Source organism: Sulfitobacter sp. TCYB15, from assembly GCF_040435955.1.
GTDB classification, from domain to species: domain Bacteria; phylum Pseudomonadota; class Alphaproteobacteria; order Rhodobacterales; family Rhodobacteraceae; genus Sulfitobacter; species Sulfitobacter pontiacus.
This window is the reverse complement of record NZ_CP159193.1, coordinates 1509819-1523726: the sequence shown is the minus strand read 5'-3', so window position 1 is coordinate 1523726 and position 13908 is coordinate 1509819. Positions and strand designations below refer to the sequence as shown.

General features: G+C 61.9%; 15 protein-coding genes. 4 read left to right on the top strand and 11 right to left on the bottom strand.

What is annotated here, in order from left to right; all coding sequences use genetic code 11:
* Positions 1–16: 16 nt before the first annotated feature.
* Positions 17–1816 carry an ABC transporter ATP-binding protein/permease gene (locus ABM428_RS07290; protein WP_353628345.1) on the bottom strand — a complete coding sequence of 600 codons (1800 nt, stop codon included), beginning with the start codon at positions 1814–1816 and terminating at the stop codon, positions 17–19.
* Positions 1817–1960: 144 nt separating this feature from the next.
* Positions 1961–3205, bottom strand: coding sequence for an Ig-like domain-containing protein (locus tag ABM428_RS07285; protein ID WP_132996816.1), 1245 nt, complete (start codon positions 3203–3205; stop codon positions 1961–1963).
* Between the two features lie 111 nt (positions 3206–3316).
* Between ABM428_RS07285 and ABM428_RS07280 the strand changes: the two genes are divergently transcribed.
* Positions 3317–3871 carry a TIGR00730 family Rossman fold protein gene (locus tag ABM428_RS07280; RefSeq protein ID WP_005852616.1) on the top strand — a complete coding sequence of 185 codons (555 nt, stop codon included), beginning with the start codon at positions 3317–3319 and terminating at the stop codon, positions 3869–3871.
* Between the two features lie 250 nt (positions 3872–4121).
* Here the strand turns inward: ABM428_RS07280 and ABM428_RS07275 are convergent, their stop codons facing one another.
* The 8 genes from ABM428_RS07275 to ABM428_RS07240 form a co-directional block, all read right to left on the bottom strand.
* Positions 4122–4577: a host attachment family protein gene (locus ABM428_RS07275; protein ID WP_132996817.1), complete on the bottom strand. Its 456-nt coding sequence runs from the start codon at positions 4575–4577 to the stop codon at positions 4122–4124.
* Positions 4574–4783 carry a hypothetical protein gene (locus ABM428_RS07270; RefSeq protein WP_005852612.1) on the bottom strand — a complete coding sequence of 70 codons (210 nt, stop codon included), beginning with the start codon at positions 4781–4783 and terminating at the stop codon, positions 4574–4576. Before ABM428_RS07270 ends, ABM428_RS07275 begins: the two co-directional genes overlap by 4 nt.
* Before the next feature lie 153 nt (positions 4784–4936).
* Positions 4937–5536: a superoxide dismutase gene (locus ABM428_RS07265; protein ID WP_306284687.1), complete on the bottom strand. Its 600-nt coding sequence runs from the start codon at positions 5534–5536 to the stop codon at positions 4937–4939.
* A gap of 195 nt (positions 5537–5731) precedes the next feature.
* Entirely contained in the window at positions 5732–6313 is a 582-nt protein-coding gene (locus ABM428_RS07260) for a sarcosine oxidase subunit gamma (RefSeq protein ID WP_306284686.1), read from the bottom strand.
* Positions 6306–9323, bottom strand: a complete 3018-nt coding sequence (locus tag ABM428_RS07255; RefSeq protein WP_353627776.1) for a sarcosine oxidase subunit alpha family protein — start codon at positions 9321–9323, stop codon at positions 6306–6308. Before ABM428_RS07255 ends, ABM428_RS07260 begins: the two co-directional genes overlap by 8 nt.
* A 79-nt stretch (positions 9324–9402) precedes the next feature.
* Positions 9403–9732 carry a sarcosine oxidase subunit delta gene (locus tag ABM428_RS07250; RefSeq protein WP_340243348.1) on the bottom strand — a complete coding sequence of 110 codons (330 nt, stop codon included), beginning with the start codon at positions 9730–9732 and terminating at the stop codon, positions 9403–9405.
* Between the two features lie 93 nt (positions 9733–9825).
* Positions 9826–10062, bottom strand: coding sequence for a hypothetical protein (locus ABM428_RS07245; protein ID WP_005852605.1), 237 nt, complete (start codon positions 10060–10062; stop codon positions 9826–9828).
* Between the two features lie 97 nt (positions 10063–10159).
* Entirely contained in the window at positions 10160–11404 is a 1245-nt protein-coding gene (locus ABM428_RS07240; RefSeq protein ID WP_039912259.1) for a sarcosine oxidase subunit beta family protein, read from the bottom strand.
* 234 nt (positions 11405–11638) lie between these two features.
* Between ABM428_RS07240 and ccmI the strand changes: the two genes are divergently transcribed.
* From ccmI to ABM428_RS07225, 3 genes are read left to right on the top strand one after another with little or no spacing between them, the layout of a single operon-like run.
* A complete protein-coding gene (gene ccmI / locus ABM428_RS07235; protein ID WP_132996820.1) occupies positions 11639–12865 on the top strand; it encodes a c-type cytochrome biogenesis protein CcmI in 1227 nt (408 codons plus the stop codon).
* Positions 12862–13347 (top strand): Holliday junction resolvase RuvX, encoded by a 486-nt coding sequence (gene ruvX, locus ABM428_RS07230; RefSeq protein WP_037943920.1) that lies wholly within the window; start codon positions 12862–12864, stop codon positions 13345–13347. Before ccmI ends, ruvX begins: the two co-directional genes overlap by 4 nt.
* 34 nt (positions 13348–13381) lie before the next feature.
* Positions 13382–13624: a DUF1289 domain-containing protein gene (locus ABM428_RS07225; protein WP_037943919.1), complete on the top strand. Its 243-nt coding sequence runs from the start codon at positions 13382–13384 to the stop codon at positions 13622–13624.
* Positions 13625–13665: 41 nt separating this feature from the next.
* Here ABM428_RS07225 and ABM428_RS07220 read toward each other — a convergent pair whose 3' ends face one another.
* The gene (locus ABM428_RS07220; RefSeq protein WP_005852598.1) at positions 13666–13884 is read right to left on the bottom strand and encodes a hypothetical protein; all 219 of its coding nucleotides are present in this window, start codon (positions 13882–13884) and stop codon (positions 13666–13668) included.
* Positions 13885–13908: the final 24 nt, after the last annotated feature.

Here is a 13908-nt window from a genome sequence, read left to right as displayed (position 1 = left end):
ACCTTTTTGACGCCAGCTATTCGCCCTCGGATTGCTGGCGTTGCCACAGTTGCGCATAACGCCCGTTGCGTGCCAGCAGATCGTCATGGGTGCCCTGCTCGACCACCTCGCCTTGCTCCAGCACGACGATACGGTCGGCCTCGGCCACGGTGGACAGGCGGTGCGCGATGGTTAGCACCGTGCGCCCCTTGCCCGCCTGACGCAGGGCATCCTGAATCTCGTGCTCCGTCTCGCTATCCAGCGCGCTTGTTGCTTCGTCCAGTAGCAGGATCGGCGGGTTTTTCAGCAGGGTCCGCGCGATACCGACACGCTGCTTTTCCCCCCCCGACAGTTTCAGCCCGCGTTCACCCACAGCGGTTTCATATCCGTGGGGCAAACGCTGGATAAAGTCGTGGATCTGCGCCGATTTCGCCGCGGCCTCGATGTCTTCTTGCGTGGCGTTATCGCGGCCATAGGCGATGTTATAGCCGATGGTGTCGTTGAACAGCACGGTATCCTGAGGCACAACGCCAATCGCGCGGTGCAGGCTGTCTTGGGTCACATCGCGCACATCTTGCCCGTCCACGCGCACGGCACCGCCCTGCACATCATAGAACCGGAACAGCAAACGCCCGATGGTGGATTTCCCCGATCCGGTAGAGCCGACAATCGCCACCATCTCTCCCGGGGCGGCTTCAATCGACACGCTCTTGAGGATCTCTCGGTCGTCGTCATAGCCAAAGCGCACGTTGTCCAGCGTGACACGCCCACCCGAGACTTGCAGCGCAGGGGCATCAGGTTTGTCCGAGATTTCGGCCGGTTGATCGAGCAGCGTGAACATCTGCCCCATATCGACCAGCGCCTGACGGATTTCGCGATAGACGGTGCCAAGGAAGTTCAGCGGCACGGTCAACTGCACCATATAGGCGTTGACCATAACGAAATCCCCCACGGTAAGATCACCGTTCTGCACCCCGATAGCGGCCAGGATCATCACGCCGACCAACCCGCAGGTGATCAGCAACGACTGGCCGAAGTTCAGGAAGGCAAGGGAGTAGTTAGTCTTGATCGCCGCCTCTTCATAGCCCGCCATCGCCGCGTCATAACGCTGCGCCTCGCGCTGTTCGGCGACGAAATACTTGACGGTTTCATAGTTCAGCAGGCTGTCGATGGCCTTTTGGTTGGCGTCTGTGTCGCGGTCGTTCATCTGGCGGCGCAGCTTCACGCGCCACTCGGTCACCGCGAAGGTAAACCAGACGTAAAGCCCGATGGTGACCGTCACGATCAGCAGATACCACGCGTCGAACAGCACGGTCAGGATGATGCCGACCAGCAGCAGCTCCAGAATCAGCGGCCCGATGGAGAAGAGCAGGAAGCGGAGCAGGAATTCCACCCCCTTGACCCCGCGTTCGATGATCCGGCTCAGCCCGCCGGTCTTGCGCGTGATGTGATAGCGCATCGACAGCTTGTGGATATGCTCGAACGTCTCTAGCGCAAGCATCCGCAGGGCGCGCTGGCCGACACGGGCAAAAACCGCGTCACGCAGCTGTTGAAAGCCCACGTTCATCGCGCGGGCCATACCATAGGCGATCGTCAGCCCCACCGCGCCAAGCGCCAGAAACGGCACGCCCTCATTCGCGAGAGCATCCACCGCGTCTTTGTAAAGCACGGGAATAACAACAGAAATCAGCTTGGACACCACCAAGAAGATCAGCGCCCAGACCACGCGTTTCTTGACCCAAGGCATATCGTCGGGCCACAGGTACGGGGCCACCTTGCGCAAGACAAGCAGGTTCGACTGCCGCTCTGCAGCTTGGGCGATCTCCTCTTCTGTCATGGGATATTGGGTGGCGGGTTTGGGCTGGCTGGCAGTGCGCGGGCTATCGGCTGACATGAACGATCCTGTGTGGTTGCCCCTTACATAGGGCCGTCAGCCGGATCATGCCAGTGCAGCACTTTCATCTGTCCGCATAGCCGCTAGTCAATCCGGCAGATCAAAGACCTGACCGGGGTAGATCAGATCGGGATCGCGGATTGATGAGCGGTTGGCGGCAAAGACGCGCACATAGAGCGTCGGGTCACCATAGCGTTCGCGGGCGATGGCCCAAAGCGTGGCCCCTTCCTGCACGGTCACCGCCTTGATCGGGCCGTCGTTGTCTGCGGTGGCACGGGCCAGGACCTCGGGGGATTCACGTTTGAACGGGGTTTCCACGCGGCTGATCACATCGCCGCCCTGATCCAGCTCATCCACGCGCAGGGTGTAGATGCCGGTCTTGATATCCTCGATATCGCCGCGCCAACGGCCCTGGGGATCCACCTCAAGCGCGCCAACGCTGCGGTTGTCCAGATACACCCGCACGGAAGACGCCTGCGCCTGTGCGCGCCCCGCCAGCCGGACCTCGCCCTCATCGGAATAGGTGATCGTGTCAAGCGCGATACGGTCGGTCACCTCGGGCGCGGTGCCGGGCAGTAATTCCACCCCGTCGGCGTCGGATTTCAACAGGGCGACGGGGGTATCAGCAGACGGGGGCGCGGGATCGGGCTGCGGCGTCACGGCGGCGACCTCGGTCATCTCGGGGGCGCTGTCATCGGGTGCTTCCCCCAGCGGTTCCGCGACCGGAGCGGAGGCTGCTTCAGGGGCCGTGTCGTCGTGCATGGCCTCTGATGTGGTGTCGGATACGTCTGCTGGTTCCGCCAGCGCCACCTGCGCCACGGCAGGCGCGGTGATCGGGGCCAAGATGACTTCCTCGACCGAGGCGACGGGGCCTGTTTCGGCATCCGCGCTCAGACTCAGGATCTTGCCGCTACCATCGGGCGGCAAAATGGCAAGCGTGGCGAATTTGCCAGAGCGGTCGGCCTGCGCGCTGGCGACCTCTGCCCCGTTGCTGATGACGCTGACGCGGGCCCCTGGTGCTGCGCGGCCTGCGATCACGGTCATCCCGTCCCCCTCGCGGCGCACCTCGTCAAAGCTGGGGGTCGCGGGCGATGCGGCAGGATCAGGCGTTTGCGGCGCAGGGGGAACGGTGGCGGCGGCCTTGGTGTCTTGGGGTGCGGTGGCGGTCTGCGCGGAGGGCTGGGCCGCGGGTTTCGGCTGGGCGGCAGTGTCTTTCGCCGTATCCGGCACGACGGGACCCGCATCTTGCGACCAGATATATCCCGCAACGGCAACCGCCACGACCAGCGCGGCGCCCGCAAACTGAGCACCCCGCGTTTGAAACACCGACATCCCGTTCATCCCTTTGAACTTCCCCACATTGAGGACTTGTACCAAGCAGGCTATCACGGGTCAAAATGCAGCTGCATGCCATGTGCATATTCGCAAAAAGGACCCCCGTTTATGATCCAGAAATCCGTATGTGTTTACTGCGGCTCGCGCCCCGGTGATGACCCCGAATATACCGCACAAGCCGACGCTTTGGGGCGCGCTTTGGCGCAGAACGACTGGCGGCTGGTCTATGGCGCGGGGGACGTGGGGCTGATGGGCACCGTTGCGCGCGCAGCACAAACGGCGGGCGGCACGACCTTTGGCGTGATCCCCGATCATCTGGTGAAATGGGAGGTCGGCAAGACCGATCTAACCACCTATGTCGTGACCGAAACCATGCATGAACGCAAAAAGGTGATGTTCATGAATTGCGATGCCGTGGTGGTCCTGCCCGGCGGTGCCGGATCACTGGACGAGCTGTTCGAAGTGCTGACCTGGCGCCAGCTGGGGCTACATCAGAAGCCGGTAATCCTATTGAATACAAATGGTTACTGGGATCCTCTCACAGCGCTTCTGGATCATGTCGTCGCCCGCGGCTTTGCCGAAGAAAGCCTGCTTGGCTATGTGGATACGGTCGATGACGTTGACGGCGCGCTGGACGTTCTGCGCCGCAGCCTGACCGCATAGAGGTACGCGCGGTAGTGCAGAAAGCGCCTGCGCGGCAACGGGTTGATCGGCGGCGAAGCAGGATCAGGAGTGCTATAGGCGGTAGGTTAAAGCGGCCAACGCCATACTCCCTGTTCGCCGCTAGCACGCGCGATACAGCAAAGGGCACCCACGTCTGGATGCCCTTTCAAATCACCGCCCTGCGGCAACCCGAATACCTATAGATTTGGCCGCATAGCCAGATTTCTACTGTTGCTATGCGGCCACATCCTCACGCTGTTTCAAGCGTCGATTTCACGATATTCTCGATCTCTTCGATGGGGTGGTTGGTCAGCGTCTTGGGGATTTCGCCCACGACCTTGTCTGCGACCTCTTTGTGCATCTCGTGACGCAACTCGCCCAGAGTGTTCGGCGGTGCAACCAGAATGATCTTATCGAACCTGCCCTTATGCGCCTGTTTGTACAGGATATCCGCCAGTTCGCTGGCAAAGCGGTCCTTGGACAGCTGGTGCCAGTCGGTGTCGTCCACAGCCGAGCGGTGCACGGACGGGCCATCGTTGAAGCGTCCACGACGATTGGCGGCTTGATCGCGGTTGGGCGGATTCTCCTGCTCTTCCTCGCGGAAGACCTGCAGGAACGGATCCTCTCCGTCGGTTTCATTCACCATAAACAGCGCTTTTTCACCGTCTGCGATCAGCACCCAAGTGCCATTTTCAATCTTGGTCATGCGTCTTCTCCGTGGTTGCGTTTGTCTTCGCCAGTGACGCGGGTGTCAGCGCCGGGTTTGTCGACCACCTGTTTCTCTTCGTCTTGTGTGCCGACATCGCGTTGCAGTCCGCCGCCTGAGCGGCCTTGATGGTCAATATCATCGGCTTCGCTGATGTATTTGTCGGTTTCCTTGACGCCGTCCTTCGATCTGTGACGCTCTGCCATCGTGGTCTCCTTCTCATCTTGTGGGTTCACGGGCAAAACGCCCCAATCACGCCCGCGGTTCCACAACAAAAGGCCCCACAGCGGAATGCTGCAGGGCCTTTCACATAAATATTTCAACAGGTTGGCGTGATGCCTTAACCCATCATATCGCGATTACATGCGCGATGCGACGTTGTCCCAGTTGACCAGATTGTCGAGGAAGTTCGACAGGTAGTCGGGGCGCGCGTTGCGGAAATCGATGTAGTAGGAGTGCTCCCAAACGTCGCAGCCCAGCAGTGCGGTCTGACCAAAGCAGATGGGGTTCACGCCGTTTTCGGTCTTGGTCACTTTCAGGCCACCATCGGTGTCCTTGACCAGCCACGCCCAACCGGAGCCGAACTGACCGCCACCGGCTGCCTTGAATTCATCCTTGAACTTATCGACAGAGCCAAAGCTTTCGGTGATCGCTTTTTCCAGCTCGGACGGCATTTTGCTGTCTTCGGGGGACATCATTTCCCAGAACTGGTTGTGGTTCCACAGCTGGCTGATGTTGTTGAAGATACCGCTTTGCGCAACCGCGTCAGGGTTGTAGGTGCCCTTGATGATTTCCTCGAGGGTCTTGCCTTCCCACTCGGTGCCTTCAATGGCTTTGTTGCCGTTGGTCACATAGGCGTTGTGGTGCTTATCGTGGTGATATTCCAGCGTTTCCTTGGACATACCTTTGGATGCAAGCGCATCGTGGGCATAGGGAAGATCAGGAAGAGTAAAAGCCATGAGAAAAGCCTCCGTTATTGAATTGCGTCTGGGTCACATGAAGCCCGTCCCGTCATAAGGTCAAGTGCTGATCGACCCGCAAGGGGGAAACCGGCACAGCTGACGGGGCGCTTCTATCGTCACCCGCTTAAGGGTAAAACGGCTGGCTGGGGCGAATGTTCCCGCCAGTCCGCCGCCCTGCCCCTGACCAGCGGCTTACCGCGCGGCGCTATAATATTCGGGGGCGGACCCGGCCTGTGCCGCGGTTTTAAGCAGATCAAACACATATTGCGCGACCGAGCGGAAGCAAACCAGACGGAAGCTGTCACCGTCCTCGATCCAGAACGCCGCCGGCACCTGCGCCAGCCGCGTGCGGCGGATCATGCCGGGGGTGAAACTGTCTGGCGACAGATCCACCGGGGCGAGCTTGGCCAGCACATCGCGGCTGTGCGCCCCGCTGATGCGAAACACCGCCCGCGCATCGGATACATTGACCGCCAACGTGTGATTGCTGCCAAAGCATTTGGTCAGCATGTCGATGGTGTCGCTGACCTGATCATAAGGGCAGAGCAACAACAGCTCGTCCGGTGACATCCACGCGACACCGCGATCCCCGTTGATCTGGACACTGCGGGTATCGGGAAGGCCCAGGCCAACGGCCTTTTTCAGCGCCTTCTTCATATAGCCCGCCCCCAGATCCCCGCGGACAGAGATCATGCCAATCGGATCCATCAGGGTCACCTCGGCAATGCCGCCGGTGAATTCCGCCGCTTTCAATGCGCTTACCGCCTCAGACATTTTGCTTGGCCCCTTCTTTGTCATAGAACACCGGATCGACGATTTTCGCCTGATAGGTCTTGCCGTCGGTCCCGGGGAAATCGATCACCTCGCCCATGCGGTCCGGCCCATTCAGGACCAGCCCCATCGCGATCCCCTTGCCCAAGGTCGGCGAATGATAGGTCGAGGTGACGCGCCCGATCATATTGCGCTGGCCGTTCTCGTTCTCGCCCTCGCCCACGGCATAGGCCCCGTCCGGCAGGGTGCTGCCGTCGGTTGTTTCCAGCCCCACCAGTTTCCAGCGCGTCGGGTCCACCATATGGGACCGCTGCTGCGCGCGCTTGCCCAAGTAGTCGTCTTTCTTTTTCGAGATCGCCCAGTTCAGCCCCAGATCCTGCGGGATCACGGTGCCGTCGGTTTCGTCCCCGATCATGATAAAGCCCTTTTCGGCGCGCAGGATGTGCAGACATTCGGTCCCATAGGGCATCACGCCCAGATCATTGCCCGCCACCATCAGCGCATCCCAGAAGGCCTGCCCCTGCCCTGCATCCACCGCGATCTCGTAGCTCAGCTCGCCCGAGAAAGAGATCCGGTAAACGCGGCACTTGAAGCCCCCCAGCGTGCCGTCCGCCCATTCCATGAAGGCCAGCGCGTCTTTGCTGACATCCATGCCGCCCAGCTTTTCCAGACATTTGCGTGCGTTGGGGCCGACCACGGCGATCTGCGCATATTGCTCGGTGACATTGGCAACATAGACGTTGAAATCCCACCACTCGGTCTGGAGCCATTCCTCCATATGCTGGTGGATGCTTTCCGCGCCGCCCGTCGTTGTGTGGCACAGGAAGGTGTCGTCATCGATCCGCGCAACGACACCATCGTCGATCAGGAACCCGTTTTCCGAACACATCAGGCCATAGCGGCATTTACCCGGTTTCAGCGTGCTCATCATATTGGTGTAAAGCATGTCGAGGAAGCGCCCCGCGTCCGGTCCCTTGACGATGATCTTGCCCAGGGTGGAGGCATCAAGCATCCCCAGTTTGCTGCGCGTGTTGGTGACCTCGCGCATCACCGCGTCATGGGTGGTTTCGCCCTTGCGCGGATAGGCGTAGGGACGTCGCCATTGGCCGACGGGTTCCCATTCGGCACCGTTCGCTTCGTGCCAGTCATGCAGCGGGGTGCGGCGGATCGGTTGGAAGACATCGCCACGGGCCTCGCCCGCGATCGCGCCCATCGAAATCGGGTGGTACGGCGGGCGGAAAGTGGTGGTCCCAACGGCGGGAATATCCGCATCCATCGCGCCCGCCAGCGTTGCCAGCCCGTTGATATTGCTGAGCTTCCCTTGATCCGTTGCCATGCCGAGCGTGGTATAGCGTTTGGCGTGTTCGACGCTGACAAAGCCTTCTTGCGCGGCGAGCCGCACGTCCGACACTTTGACATCGTTCTGATAATCCAGCCACGTCTTCTCGCGCAGCTTCACATTTGCGCCTTGCGGCATCATCCAGACGGGGGCGAGCGGCGCTTCCTCTTGCCGGTCGGCGTTCGGCGATACAGCATCGGCGGGCAGCTTGAACCCCAGCGTCGTGACCACCCCATCGGCGGCGGCATGGGCGTCGTGCAAGATATCATCCAGCGCAAAGAACCCACCCGCGGCACCGGCGGCGGTGACAAAACCATGCCCGTCCGCCCCCAGCGGCGGATTGTTCACATCGGGGCGGAACATGGCCCCGGCGGTGTCCCAGGTCAGCTTGCCGCCGCAATGGGACCACAGATGCACCACCGGCGACCAGCCGCCCGACATGGCCACGGCGTCACAGGGGAAGGTTTCAAGCACCGCACCCTCGCCCGCTTGGCTGCACACCTCTACGCCGGTCACGCGTTTCCCGCCTGTGACCCGCGCCACGGCATGACCCATCATCACGCGAATGCCCAGATCTTTAGCGCGTGTCATCAGCGCGGAATCCTGCGGCAGCACGCGAGCATCCAGAATGGCGGGCACCGTCAGACCGGCCTCGGTCAAGGCGATGGCGGTGCGGTAGGCGTCGTCATTATTGGTGACCACCACCGTGCGATCCCCGACCGACACGCCATAGTTCACCAGATAATCCCGCACAGATGCGGCCAGCATCACGCCCGGGATGTCATTGCCAGCAAAGGACAAAGGCCGTTCAATCGCGCCGGTGGCGGTCACGATATGACCGGCGCGAATGCGCCAGAGCCGGTGGCGCGGCCCGGCAGTCTCGGGCGCGTGGTCCGTCAGACGTTCATAGCCCAGCACATAGCCGTGGTCATAGACGCCCGCCCCCATGACACGGGTGCGCAGGGTGACGTTTGCCATCCCCGACAGCTCTGCCACCAGCGCGTCGATGAAATCGGCGACGGGTGTGCCATCGACCGTGCCGCCATCCACAGGCGCGCGGCCGCCCCAATGGGCGGTCTGTTCCAACACGATGACCTTGGCACCGGACAGGGCCGCCGTGCGCGCGGCTTCGAGCCCCGCGACACCACCGCCGATAATCAGTACGTCGCAAAAGGCGTGGAAATGTTCATAGGTATCGCCATCCGTCTCCTTCGGCGCTTTGCCCAGACCGGCAGAGTGGCGGATGATCGGCTCGTAGACATGCTTCCAAAAGGGGCGCGGGTGGATGAACATCTTGTAGTAGAAGCCCGCGGGCAGAAAGCGGCTCAGGTGTTTGTTGATCGCGCCAACGTCGAACTCGAGGCTGGGCCAGTGGTTCTGGCTTTCCGCCTTGAGCCCGTCGAACAGATCGGTGGTCGTGGCGCGTTGGTTGGGCTCGAACCGGTCGCCCTGCCCGAGGTTCACCAGCGCGTTGGGTTCTTCCGGTCCCGCCGCCACGATGCCGCGCGGACGGTGGTATTTGAACGACCGCCCCACCAGCATCTGGTCATTCGCCAGCAGGGCCGAGGCCAGGGTATCGCCCTCGAACCCGCGCAGCTGCTTTCCGTTGAACGAAAAACTGACAGCATTTGATTTGTTCAGCAGGCGGCCGCCTGTGGCAATTCTGGTGCTCATGAAGTCAAACCTTGGTGTGGGGCGAAAGCGCGGGCGCCTCCGGCGGGAGTTTTCTTGGCAAAATGAAGAACGGCGGCGGTCATGGGGCGGCGGAGGCCTGCCAATCGGAGCGACGGTCCTGTATCTTGTCGATGATCTCTTGCGGGACCGTGCTGGTCTGGGCGGTATAGGTGCCGAAGACTTCAAGCGTCATGGTATCGCGCGCGGCGTGGAACCATTTGCCACAGCCATAGACATGCCGCCAGCGTTCAAAATGCACGCCCTTGGGGTTTTCCCGCATAAAGAGGTATTTTTCGAAGTCGCTGTCAGAGGACCCCGGACCAAAACGTTTCAGATGCGCCTCGCCGCCCGCGTGGAATTCGGTTTCCTCGGCGGTGATGCCGCAGTTGGGGCATGTCAGGGTCAGCATGGGGCGCTCCTTTCTAGGGTCGGTTGAAACGCAAAAAGGCCAGCCCCCGCGCGAGGGCCAGCCTTGATCATATTGGATAGAGTGGAAAGCGGCTTAGTTGCCGGTTGCTTCCTCGGCCGCGCCTTCAACGGCATCGGCAGCACCATCGGCCGCGCCTTCGACGTTGACGTTGATGTCGCCGGAGTCGTCCATCGGGTTGCCACCGGCGAAGAAGTAAAAGCCGAAGCCAAGGACCAGAACGACGAGAACGCCGATGACGATCCCCGATCCGGTGCCGCTGGTTTTGTTGACGGTGGTGTGTGGCGCTTGGTTGTTGTCAGGCGTAGCCATGGGAATGGTCCTTCATAAACTTGATATGAAGTGCAAACCCCGTTCACAGGCAAAAAGTTCCACAGCCCCATTGGGCGGGCAGGTTTCCGCGCGCCGGTCAATGCGCCACCCCGGCGGCCACGGATTCGTCGATGAACCGCCCTTCCTGGAACCGATTCAGGCCGAAGGCATCCGTCAGCGGCGACCGCCCCTTGGCCATCAGCTCGGCCATGGCCCAGCCCGAGCCGGGGATCGCCTTGAACCCGCCGGTGCCCCAGCCACAGTTGACGAAGACGCCCTCGACCGGCGTTTTGGACAGGATCGGAGAGCGGTCCCCCGTCACATCCACAATGCCGCCCCATTGGCGCAACATCTTGAGACGGGACACCATCGGAAAGGTCTCGACCAGGGCGCGGACCGTTTCCTCGATATGATGGAAAGAGCCGCGTTGGGTGTAGTTGTTATAGCCATCCGTCCCGCCGCCGATCACCATCTCGCCCTTGTCGGACTGGCTCATGTAGCCATGCACGGTATTGGCCATGACCACCACATCCATGCAGGGTTTGATCGGCTCTGACACCAGCGCTTGCAGGGCGACGGATTCGATCGGGAGCCGGAATCCCGCCATATCAGCCAGATGACCAGAGTGGCCGGCGACCACCATGCCCAGCTTGTCACAGTCGATATCGCCACGGTTGGTCGACACGCCCGTCACCTTGCCGTTTTCCTGACGGATGCCGGTGACCTCGCATTTCTGGATCACGTCCATGCCCATGTCGGAACAGGCCCGCGCATAGCCCCAGGCCACCGCATCATGGCGTGCTGTGCCGCCACGGCGCTGCCAGAGCCCGCCCAGAACCGGATAACGTGGCCCGTCGATATTGATGATCGGCACCAGTTCCTTGACCTTTTCGGGCCCGATGAATTCGGTCTGCACCCCCTGCAGCGCGTTGGCATGGGCCGTGCGCTGGTAGCCACGCACCTCGTGATGGGTCTGCGCCAGCATGATCACGCCGCGCGGGCTGAACATGACGTTATAGTTCAGATCCTGGCTCATCGTCTCGTAAAGCGAGCGCGCCTTTTCATAGATCGCGGCGGAGGGGTCTTGCAGGTAGTTGGACCGGATGATCGTGGTGTTGCGGCCCGTGTTGCCGCCCCCGAGCCAGCCTTTTTCCAGAATGGCGACATTGGTGATGCCGAAGTTTTTACCCAGGTAATAGGCCGTCGCCAGACCATGCCCCCCGGCCCCGACGATGATCACGTCATAGCGTTTCTTCGGCTGTGCATCGCGCCAGGCCCGCTGCCAGCCGGTATGATGGCGCAGGGCTTCGCGGGCGACGGCAAAGGCTGAGTATTTCTTCATGAAAGCGGTCTCCGGCAAAGATTCGTACGCCGTGGCGTAGGCTTGGCTTCTTTCTGGGTCTTCGGGCGAAAAAGAGGATACCCGGCGCGGCATTCCTTAACAGTTTTACGACATCCGCCGCAATCTGGCAAAAACCAAGCCGCCACCGCGACAAGGTGCAGCAATATGGCCTCTTTTGTCACGTCGCCGCAGCGGTTAGGTGTGCAGCACCTATAATTACTGGACCGCATCTTTATGAGTTTCTGGATCATCGCCGCCGCCGGAGCCGCCCTTGTGACCGTGTTGCTGGCGCGTGCCCTGACCCGTGGGGCCAGCGCGCCTGCCGAGACCGGTGCCGCCCATGATGTGCAGGTCTATCGCGACCAGCTGGCCGAGGTTGAACGCGATGTCGCGCGCGGGGTGTTGCCCGAAGCCGACGCCATCCGCGTGCGCACCGAAATCTCGCGCCGTATTCTGGCCGCGGATGCTGCCGGTCAAAATGTTCCCGCCGCAAGTGGCACGCCGTCGCCTATCGTTATTGCGGTGATCGCGCTGGTCTTGCTGGGCGGGAGCCTTGGGCTCTACTGGCAGTTGGGTGCGCCGGGCTATGGGGATCTGGCGTTGCAGGACCGTATCGCGCGGGCCGAAGACATGCGCCGGAACCGACCCGATCAGGCCACCGCCGAGGCAGAGCTGCCCGCCGCCGATTTGCCACCCGAGCTCAGCCCCGAATATGAAGCGCTGCTGACCCGCCTGCGCGAAACAGTTGCCGCGCGGCCCGATGATGTGCAGGGCCATGTCCTGCTGGCCCAGAACGAGGCGCGCGTTGGCAACTATGCCGCCGCCGCCGCCGCGCAGGGCAAGGTTGTGCGCCTCAAGGGGGCGGAGGCCTCGATTGAAGATGTGTCGGGCTATGCGGAGCTGCTGGTGATGGCGGCGGGGGGCTATGTCTCGCCCGAAGCCGAGGCGGTGTTGCGCGCGGTGCTGACCCGTGATGTCGAAAACGGCACGGCGCGGTATTATTGGGGGCTGATGCTGGTGCAAACTGGGCGCCCTGATCTGGCGTTCCGCATGTGGGACGGGTTGCTGCGCCGCGGCCCCGAAGATGCCCCGTGGATCGCGCCTATCCTGGCGCAGATCACCCCTATCGCCACGATGGCCGGTGTGGACTATACCGTGCCCGAGATTGGCAGCGGCGCGCTGCGCGGCCCCTCGGCCGAAGATATCGACGCGGCGCAGGATATGACCCCTGCCGAACGGATGGAGATGATCGGCGGCATGGTCGAAAGCCTGTCGTCGCGGCTTGCCAGCCAGGGCGGGCCGGTCGAGGATTGGGCGCGATTGATCACGTCGCTTGGCGTGCTGGGGGAAACGGCACGGGCACGGGCGATTTACGAGAATGCGGTAGAGGTCTTTGCCGATGACCCCGCCGCGATGGATGATATTCAACGCGCGGGCGAACGCGCCGGGGTGACCGAATGATCTATGACGACATATCAGATTTTGCCGCCGCCCTGCCCCCGATGCAGGCGTTGATCGGGTTGGACCTTGGGGAAAAGACCATCGGCGTTGCGGTCAGCGACAGTTTTCTGTCCATCGCCACCCCGCTGGAAACCGTGCGCCGCAAGAAATTCGGGGTTGATGCCGCCCGCCTGTCAGAGATCATTGCCGCTCGCGGGATCGGCGGGGTGGTGCTGGGCCTGCCGCGCAATATGGACGGATCGGAAGGCGCGCGCTGTCAGTCGACACGGGCCTTTGCGCGGAACTTTGACCGGCTGGGAGATATTCCCATCGGGTTCTGGGATGAACGGCTGAGCACGGTCGCCGCGGAACGTGCGCTGCTGGAGGCCGATACATCGCGTCGCCGCCGCGCCGAGGTGATCGACCACGTGGCCGCGGGCTATATTCTGCAAGGCGTGCTGGACCGTTTGCGTGTGATCAAGGCGCAGGGCGCGTCGGCCTGAGGCCACATAAGCGCGACAGCGCGAGGATAAAGCGATGAGTGACGAGATCTGGAAGCGGAACGAAGTCGAAAGCCCCTGCGTGAAACTTTGCGTGGTGCATCCCGAAACGCGCCTGTGCACAGGCTGTTACCGATCCATTGACGAGATCGGCGCGTGGTCGCGTATGACGCCCGAAGAGCGCCGCAGCATCATGGCAGAGCTACCATCGCGGGCGGGTACGTTGACGAAGCGGCGGGGGGGCCGTTCTGCGCGGCTCAAGCGTGACAGCACCGGCTGATCTGGGGAACCGGCTAGGGCGTATGGACCGTTGATGAGGATTCAGCGGGCCACGCGGTACAGAAAATCAAGCATTTCGCTGCTGGTCTGGGCCCCTTCGTGATCTTGCGGGGCGTAATTATCATTCGCCGCTGGCACCACGGGGGTCGCCCCAAAATGCTGCGCCACGGTCACGCATTGCCACGTCGCCGCTGCGGGCACGAAGCGAAGGATATTTGTCTGCGGGTCTTGCGCTGTATCTGTCATGTTCATCTCTGCCATCTCTCGGGTCGTTCAATTTGTGCG